Here is a 3452-nt window from a genome sequence, read left to right on the forward strand (position 1 = left end):
TGATGTCGTCACAGACTTCTAAGTCTCCTGGCGCGGTAGCTAATGCTCTAGGATTAACTATCAAATTAAAAAGTGCGGTCTCTGAGGCATTATAACAACTAGAATCCCCTGAAATCGATACTCTTACAAATATTGGTTGATTGTTTACGGTGTTAGTGAAATCTAAAGGTAAAATACCATCACCTGAATCTGCATCCGCGAAACTTAAATGGTAAGTCACGGTGAAATCAGTAGAAGACTGAGATCCTAATATCCCTGAGGTTTGAGAACTTAAATCAAATGTTGCAATACCATCATTAGTCTCATCATCGCATAGTTCTATATCAGAGACGGGGTTAATGGTAGGCTCAAGTGCCGCAGATAAAGAGAATGACGTAATATCTACACACGTTTGAGAAACATCTGCTAGTCGCGCCCAAATTGTTTGTGGGCTACTCACATTAGTATAGAGATTAGGTAATGGATCAAGATTATTTAATGCATCTTCTTCTGAGAAAAAATAACTTACAGAATAATTTGATGGGTCTTGGTCACCCAATATATCATCATCGTTGGCTGATAAATCAAATTCTTCAGTGCCAGTAGCGCTACAAACTACTAAATTGGGAGCTGGATTAGCCGTTACACCGGTTCTAAACTCTACTACAATTGGATCCGCAGAACCTGTACAAACACTCTCTAATTCAAAGTCTGCATAATAAACTCCTGGTTCTGTAACTGTAATTGTCGATGACACTTCACCTGGAATAACCACATCATCTTTATACCAAACATGGGTTGCTAGCTCAAGTCTAGTATCTAAAACCACACCTGATCCATCACATGCTGCAGTCCCTGCTTCAATAGTAATATCGTCACCTAAATCACCTCCTAAGTTAAAACTACCCGCTTTTATAAAAACACCAGAATCATATTGGTTATCCCTATCATCTGCAATAACCAATTTTATAGTATACGTTTCATTTGGAACAACTGCCGCTTCTGCAGTAAAAACATTTGTTCTTCCATCGAATGCTATTGGCGATCCATTATTAGCAGTGTAAGCACCAAAGTAACGTTCATTAACCGCATCACAAAACCCATTATCTGGGTGAATATTAGTCACTAAGATAGGTGTTGTTGAACCTGGTATAACCGCTAAGTTAGAAACATTACCATCGGGGTCGGTTAGTAAAAATGCAAAAGCATCTGAATAGTCACATTCAAAAATCCCCATATCATATTCTTCAGAAGCCATTAAAAACTCAAAACTAAAAGTATCAGCCAACGGAACAAAATCAAATTGAATATATGTCGCATTATGAGAATCAACCCCTAACTCATCATCTAAATCATCATCTCCCGGCCAAACTCCAGACCCATCACTTAACGTTCCATTATTATTAGGTCCTCTGGCCTCACTGGCATCACCACTGGTAAGCAACAAACCATCTTCAAAAGGAAAATCTATACCATTACTAATAAAATAACCGATACCATTTGGTTCATCTGAATCATAAGAGGTACCTGTTACAGCAATAATATTAGACACAGAAGCACATGGACTATCTATTAAAACATCTTCAATTAATTGTTCTGGAGTAAATGTATCTTGATCTATTACAACATTTTGCCCTAAAACAAAGACTGTTATCGTTTCTATATCTGAACATCCTTGCGGATTAGCATCAGTAACCGTTACTGTAACCGTATAAGTTCCTGGTGCACCGAATATATTAGTCACATTGGCGCCTATTGCTGTATTATTGTCTCCAAAATCCCATTCATAAGTAGCATCTGTCCCATCTATAGAAAATAGTGCACTAGCAGAAAAATCAACAGATTCAAAAGGCAGTATACTAACAACACCTGTCGCATTAGCTGCCGGAGTGGTTTCATCTATAGATGCAACAATATCTTGACATGGAGTGGCACATAAAATATCGGCTTCCCAACCATTAATATTCCCTGAACTGTTACTAGTAAAAACGAAGGTTAAACAACCTGACGCATTACTCTCTGAAGCAGATACAATCTCAGGAGATATTGGCCCTGTATAAACTCCTATCACATCTGCAGTGATATCATCACCGTCATAAATGGTAAGATAATCTTGATTAAATTGAGTAGTAAAGGATAAAAAATTAACTATTGTAAATTCCCCTACATTTTGAGGACAAATGGTCGTTGTAAAATTCTCGTCGTCTCCATAATTGCCAAATTCCCCTCCTGAATCATAGAACATATCTGGTTGACACCTATTAAATGTACCATCTTCCATGGATAAATCTTGAGAAAAACTTATTGTAGTTACCAAAAAGAAGATTATAAATGTAATTTTTCTTATCATAAGCTAATTTTACCTAATAGTCTATTACGTCTAAAAACAAATGACTATATCCATTATTTATTAAATCTGAAATTTAATCAATTCATATAAATCTTAAAGCAATTTCTAAACGAGAAGTTTCTTTTTAACAGTTTCTATTCATTAAATACGATAAAAAGCGAACAAAATCCGTTTAATTTATATGTAATTCAGAAATCAATTGATATTTATATTAATTTTTCTAATAATTCTACGTTTATTTTTAAGTGAGTTACTAGACCTGTCATTCTTCAACTGTTTATTTAAAAAAATTTCAATACGTTCTCTTATTTGCTTCTTACTTCCATGTGTTGGCAAATCATTTTCCTTACAATATTCAATTAATTCAAATTTTAAGCAATTACGAAAATCATTAACAGAATTAACCGCTTTTCTATTAGGATGTGCCAAACCATTATACATAATTATCAAATTAGAGAATTAACTAATTCTCAGACAGTAATTCCAATATAGTTACTTAATTAAGAATTAATTTCTATTTATTATTAAAAATTTAGATTAAAGATTCAATTTTACACAATTTATTCTGTTATAGAAGTGCTACTAACAATAATAAACTCTGATCGTCTATTTTCTGCATGTTGTGCTTTAGTACAACCGCCTGAACAATCTACTTTCGGTTCCGTTTCACCTTTACCTTCTCCAGTAATACGAGCTTCATCAATACCTTTAGAAATGACATACTGAACGGTTGTTTTAGCTCTACGATCAGAAAGTGCGTTGTTATAAGTATCGGTTCCTCTATTATCAGTATGAGATGTAGCTTTAATAACCATTTCAGGATATTTGTTCATTATCTGAACTAATTTATCTAATTCAAACGCCGCTTGTGCTGTAATGTTTGACTCATCAAATTCGAAGAAAATTGGTTCTAAATTAATGGCTTCATCTACAATTAACTTCTCAATAGGATCTAAAGAAATCTGAACATTGTTTTCTTCGTCGTTAGAACCTTTTACTTCTACTTTTTTACTGTCAAAACCATCCATTACAACTTCAAGTTCTGAATCTTCTTCACATTCTACAATGAATTCAGCAACACCCTCTTCATTAGTTGTTTTTGACACTAGCTTATTACCTTCAG

3 protein-coding genes are annotated in these 3452 nt (G+C 34.2%); all 3 read right to left on the reverse strand.

Going from position 1 to position 3452, the window contains the following annotated elements:
• A partial coding sequence (locus KO515_RS00005) for a choice-of-anchor L domain-containing protein (RefSeq protein ID WP_252723736.1) occupies nucleotides 1-2329 on the reverse strand: 2329 nt, incomplete at its 3' end.
• A gap of 195 nt (nucleotides 2330-2524) precedes the next feature.
• Nucleotides 2525-2770 carry an SAP domain-containing protein gene (locus tag KO515_RS18895; protein WP_354668257.1) on the reverse strand — a complete coding sequence of 82 codons (246 nt, stop codon included), beginning with the start codon at nucleotides 2768-2770 and terminating at the stop codon, nucleotides 2525-2527.
• A gap of 119 nt (nucleotides 2771-2889) precedes the next feature.
• A partial coding sequence (locus KO515_RS00010; protein ID WP_215934328.1) for an OmpA family protein occupies nucleotides 2890-3452 on the reverse strand: 563 nt, incomplete at its 5' end.

This window comes from Winogradskyella psychrotolerans (assembly GCF_018860545.1).
In the GTDB taxonomy this organism is placed as follows: domain Bacteria; phylum Bacteroidota; class Bacteroidia; order Flavobacteriales; family Flavobacteriaceae; genus Winogradskyella; species Winogradskyella psychrotolerans_A.